The organism is Vibrio genomosp. F10 str. 9ZD137 (genome assembly GCF_049974785.1).
GTDB lineage: Bacteria > Pseudomonadota > Gammaproteobacteria > Enterobacterales > Vibrionaceae > Vibrio.
This window is the reverse complement of record NZ_JBNGCJ010000570.1, coordinates 1-5,313: the sequence shown is the minus strand read 5'-3', so window position 1 is coordinate 5,313 and position 5,313 is coordinate 1. Positions and strand designations below refer to the sequence as shown.

Below are 5,313 nucleotides of genomic sequence, written 5' to 3'. Positions count from 1 at the left end.
TATCAGGCAGCCGAAATTCAGAGGCGTTAGATTCATCGGTATAGCTATATTTACCCTGTTTTTGATACACACTCGCCCCCGGCTGAAACAACTGAAACATACTGCCCTGGATAACTTGGTCTTCAGAACCTTTATCGATAATAACCACCTGATTTCTTACCGAGTACTGACTGCCATTAAGCGCCCCTAAAATCTTCGCCATCGTCTCATCAGGGGCGGGGAGCGGATAAAAAGTGGTTGATAAGCCGTTACTCTCGACCGTAATATCAGGAAGTGCAATATCATTGAGCCAAATTTCATTGGCCTGAGTGAGCACCTTCAATTGGGTTAAATCTTCTTCTTGTTGCTTTTCACGTTGTGCGCTGGCGATGCGTTGCAGCGCCACCATGGTTTGATTGTCACGCTTAAATTCACTCGCAACCCGATAGATCCCCCAATGGCGTTCATTTGTGGTCCGAGAAATAAACAACGCGTCCTCAGACGTTAAGAATTTCTTACCACCACTCGATCCTAAGACTTTACTACCTAAACGGAGCGTCTCTAGGCTCACGAGTCGATCAGATTGCAAATAAGGGACAACCAGGCTCTCTTTAAGTGTAGGAACGGCTTGTTTATCCAACACCCTAACCTTGGGGCTCATTTTTACCATAGGTTTTAAGCTTAAGACTGGCTGACCATTTAGCCAAACTAAGGTGAGCTTATCTCCAGGATAAATTAAATGAGGGTTATCTATTTCAGGGTTATTTCTCCACAATTTGGGCCAGAGCCATGGGCTGTTCAAATACAGGGCAGAGATATCCCAAAGCGTATCGCCTTTGACAACCGTATAAGTCTTAGGCGCGCCCTCTTTTAGCGTTAATGGTGCACTTTTGCTTGCAAAAACAGACCAAGAAACGAACATTAGAATTGAAAAAGAAAGCATAAGAAACCAATGATTAATGCGCGGCATAGCCTCATTCCTTTAGTCTTAAAAGTAATCAATAATTCGATTATTCACGTTTGGATGCTGTCATTTAGGGTCTAAAATGTCTAGAATTGACCCAACCACCTTTAGGCCGATTCGGCACAGTTCAACATTTAGAGTGTATATGTCTGTATTACAAGTATTAACGTTCCCCGATGACCGCTTACGCACTGTCGCTAAGCCAGTAGAAAAGGTAACACCTGAAATTCAAAAACTCGTCGATGACATGATTGAAACCATGTACGAAGAAGAAGGTATTGGCCTCGCTGCGACACAAGTTGATTTTCACCAACGTATTGTCGTGATTGATGTTTCTGACACACGCGATCAACCCATGGTTCTTATCAACCCAGAGATCACTGAAAAACGCGGTGAAGATGGCATTGAAGAAGGTTGTTTGTCGGTTCCTGGTTCACGTGCTTTAGTGTCACGCGCGGCAGAAGTTTCAGTAAAAGCGCTCAACCGCGATGGTGAAGAATTTACCTTTGAAGCCGATGACTTACTGGCTATCTGTGTCCAACACGAATTGGATCACCTCAAGGGGAAACTCTTTGTCGATTACCTATCTCCTTTAAAGCGCAAGCGTATCCAAGATAAGCTGGCAAAAATTAAACGCTTTAACGAAAAGCAAGCGAACCGATAATAACGGCCTAGCAACAAACACAGCTAAACCGGCTATTGATGACAAGATGTTATTAATAGCTAGAGACCATCATTAAAAAAGGAAGCCTACCTTGAGCCAGTCTTTGAGAATTGTCTTTGCAGGTACTCCAGATTTCGCCGCCCGTCACTTGGCGGCGTTGTTGTCTTCGGTACATGAAGTCATTGCTGTTTATACTCCGCCAGATCGCCCAGCAGGACGCGGTAAAAAACTGACTGCGAGCCCTGTAAAAAACATGGCATTAGAAAACAACATTCCTGTTTATCAGCCAGAAAACTTTAAGTCTGATGAAGCAAAGCAGCAATTAGCAGAATTAGATGCCGATATCATGGTCGTTGTAGCGTATGGGTTACTGCTACCTCAAGCGGTTCTTGATACACCAAAGCTCGGCTGCATCAATGTTCATGGTTCAATTCTTCCACGCTGGCGCGGCGCGGCTCCCATTCAACGTTCAATTTGGGCGGGGGATAAAGAGACAGGCGTGACCATCATGCAGATGGACAAAGGGCTCGATACGGGCGACATGCTTAAGATCGCCACCTTACCGATTGAAGCCAATGATACCAGTGCTTCGATGTACGAGAAACTGGCAGAATTAGGCCCTGATGCTTTGGTCGATTGCCTTGCTGATATTGCTTCTGGCACGGCTGTAGCGGAAAAGCAAAATGATGATCTAGCAAACTACGCGAAAAAGCTCAGTAAAGAAGAAGCGAAAATCAACTGGGAAGACGACGCTGAGCACATTGAACGCTGCGTACGTGCATTTAACCCAGGGCCAATGAGTCACTTTGCCGTCGCTGACAACAACATCAAAGTGTGGCAAAGCCGAGTTGATGAAACACCATGTGACCAACCCGCAGGGACGATCATTCAAGCCGATAAAACGGGCATCTACGTGGCGACGGGCAATCAGGTTCTTATCCTAAGCCAACTGCAAGTCCCGGGTAAAAAAGCCATGCCAGTACAAGATATCCTCAACGCCCGTGCAAGCTGGTTTGAGGTGGGTACGGTGCTCAGCTAGTCTCGATTTCTATCGGATATGTCGACCTAATAAAGCACAACCAAAGCAACTCCCCGACTTAGCAAACGTTAAGTCGGTACATTTTAGGAAGCCGAGACGCCTCCACTAATTTAAGGTATTCACAATGAATGTTCGCGCAGCCGCAGCTAACGTACTTTTTCAAGTCGTCGACAAAGGTCATTCTCTTTCTCACGCTTTACCCGCCGCTCAAAAAACAATCCGCCCAAGAGACCACGCCCTGCTGCAAGAGATTTGCTACGGTTCATTGCGTTATTTACCGCGCTTAGAGTCCATTGCTAACGAACTGATGGAAAACTCACTCAAAGGCAAAAAGCGTGTTTTTCACCATCTAATTCTAGTGGGCATCTACCAGCTTGGCTTTATGCGTATTCCTTCTCACGCCGCGGTAGGCGAAACCGTTGAAGCCACCAATACACTGCGAGGCCCAAGCTTAAGCGGCTTGATCAACGCTGTGTTACGAAACTACCTACGCAGCCAAGAAGAGCTTGATGCGTTCTCCGTTAGCCACAACGCCGGAAAATATAGCCACCCAAGCTGGATTTTAAAGATGCTTCAAGAGAGTTACCCAGAGCAGTGGGAAACCATCATTGAGGCTAACAACAGCAAAGCACCAATGTGGTTGAGGGTGAACCGCCAGCACCACACGCGGGATGAGTACCTAGAACTGCTCAAAAATGAAGACATTGAATTCACCGTTCATCCAGAAGCATCGGATGCGATAAAGTTAGCCACGCCTTGCGATGTCAACAAATTACCTGGGTTTGAAAAAGGCTGGGTATCGGTACAAGATGCAGCAGCGCAACTGTCTGTCGATTATTTAACCCCGCAAGAAGGTGAGCTGATTCTAGACTGCTGCGCCGCACCAGGCGGAAAAACCGCACATATTTTAGAGCACACGACCGATACAGAAGTCGTCGCCATTGATAGCGACGCGAAAAGACTTGACCGTGTTTACGATAACCTAGACCGATTGCAGCTGAAAGCCGATGTTCTTTGCGGTGACGCACGTTACCCTGAAGAGTGGTGGCAAGGTGAGCAATTTGATCGTATTTTGCTTGATGCACCGTGTTCCGCAACCGGTGTTATTCGTCGCCACCCAGACATCAAATGGCTGCGTCGAGCAACAGACATTGAAGCGCTAGCAGAACTGCAAAGTGAAATTATGGATGCGATGTGGCAGCAATTGAAACCAGGTGGCACTATGGTATATGCAACGTGCTCAATTGCACCGCAAGAGAACAGCTTACAAGTGAGTGCTTTTTTGAATCGCAAAGATAACGCCGAGCTTATTGGATCAGAACCATCATCCCCAGGCAGACAAATTCTTCCCGGTGAAAATGATATGGATGGTTTCTACTACGCTGTATTGAAAAAGGCTTTAGCATAACGTCACCTTGCTAGATAGAACCGCACAGAATGAAAGTGCAATAGAGTACTTTCATTCTACGATTTAAAGCAGTAATAGAAGAGAAACGGCATGAAAATCATTATTCTTGGCGCAGGTCAAGTGGGCGGTACGCTCGCAGAAAACCTCGTAGGTGAAAATAACGATATCACTATCGTCGATAGAAATGGTGATCGCCTTCGTGAGCTACAAGATAAATATGATCTGCGAGTCGTGAATGGATACGCTAGCCACCCTGACGTGTTAAGAGAAGCCGGCGCACAAGATGCCGACATGTTAGTTGCCGTCACCAATATGGATGAAACGAATATGGCCGCTTGCCAAGTGGCTTTTACACTCTTTAATACGCCAAACCGTGTTGCTCGTATTCGCTCTCCTGAGTATTTAATCGAAAAAGATGCCTTGTTTAAATCGGGTGCGGTTCCTGTCGATCACTTGATTGCTCCCGAAGAGCTCGTCACCAGCTATATTGAACGCTTAATCCAATACCCAGGTGCTTTGCAAGTGGTCAGTTTTGCGGATCAAAAAGTCAGCTTAGTGGCGGTTAAGGCCTACTATGGTGGCCCACTAGTGGGTAATGCACTGTCAGCACTTCGTGATCATATGCCACATATTGATACTCGTGTTGCCGCGATTTTCCGTCAAGGCCGACCAATCAGACCGCAAGGCACGACCATCATTGAAGCAGACGATGAAGTGTTCTTTGTTGCCGCAAGTAACCACATTCGTGCGGTCATGAGTGAACTGCAACGACTAGAAAAGCCCTACCGACGCATTATGATTGTGGGTGGTGGTAATATTGGTGCAGGTTTAGCGAAACGCCTTGAACAAGACTACAGTGTCAAACTGATTGAGCGCAGCTATAAACGAGCGGAGAAGCTCTCTGAAGATCTTGAAAATACCATCGTCTTTTGTGGTGATGCCGCCGATCAAGAATTATTAACGGAAGAAAATATCGATCAGGTTGATGTGTTTATTGCGTTAACCAATGAAGATGAAACCAACATCATGTCAGCCATGCTTGCGAAACGCATGGGAGCCAAAAAAGCGATGGTGCTGATTCAGCGAGGCGCCTACGTTGACTTAGTGCAAGGCAGTGTTATTGATGTGGCGATCTCACCCCAACAAGCGACAATATCCGCGCTATTAACTCACGTGCGTCGAGCCGATATTGTTAATGTTTCGTCACTTCGTCGCGGTGCAGCTGAAGCCATTGAAGCGATCGCTCATGGCGATGAAAC

Annotated in this window: 5 protein-coding genes; 4 read left to right on the top strand and 1 reads right to left on the bottom strand. The window is 46.4% G+C overall.

Going from position 1 to position 5,313, the window contains the following annotated elements; translation table 11 throughout:
* Window positions 1–949 (bottom strand): LysM peptidoglycan-binding domain-containing protein (locus tag ACP45E_RS13845; protein WP_069585127.1); only part of this gene is annotated, 949 nt, incomplete at its 3' end.
* Window positions 950–1,088: 139 nt separating this feature from the next.
* Between ACP45E_RS13845 and def the strand changes: the two genes are divergently transcribed.
* The 4 genes from def to trkA form a co-directional block, all read left to right on the top strand.
* Window positions 1,089–1,607: a peptide deformylase gene (def, locus tag ACP45E_RS13840; RefSeq protein WP_017034332.1), complete on the top strand. Its 519-nt coding sequence runs from the start codon at window positions 1,089–1,091 to the stop codon at window positions 1,605–1,607.
* Between the two features lie 91 nt (window positions 1,608–1,698).
* Window positions 1,699–2,646: a methionyl-tRNA formyltransferase gene (gene fmt / locus ACP45E_RS13835; RefSeq protein ID WP_017038338.1), complete on the top strand. Its 948-nt coding sequence runs from the start codon at window positions 1,699–1,701 to the stop codon at window positions 2,644–2,646.
* Between the two features lie 124 nt (window positions 2,647–2,770).
* On the top strand, window positions 2,771–4,054 hold the full coding sequence (gene rsmB, locus ACP45E_RS13830) for a 16S rRNA (cytosine(967)-C(5))-methyltransferase RsmB (RefSeq protein WP_017034334.1): 1,284 nt from the start codon (window positions 2,771–2,773) through the stop codon (window positions 4,052–4,054).
* A 90-nt stretch (window positions 4,055–4,144) separates the two neighbouring features.
* Window positions 4,145–5,313: Trk system potassium transporter TrkA (trkA, locus tag ACP45E_RS13825; protein ID WP_069585124.1), on the top strand; the 1,169-nt coding region annotated here is incomplete at its 3' end.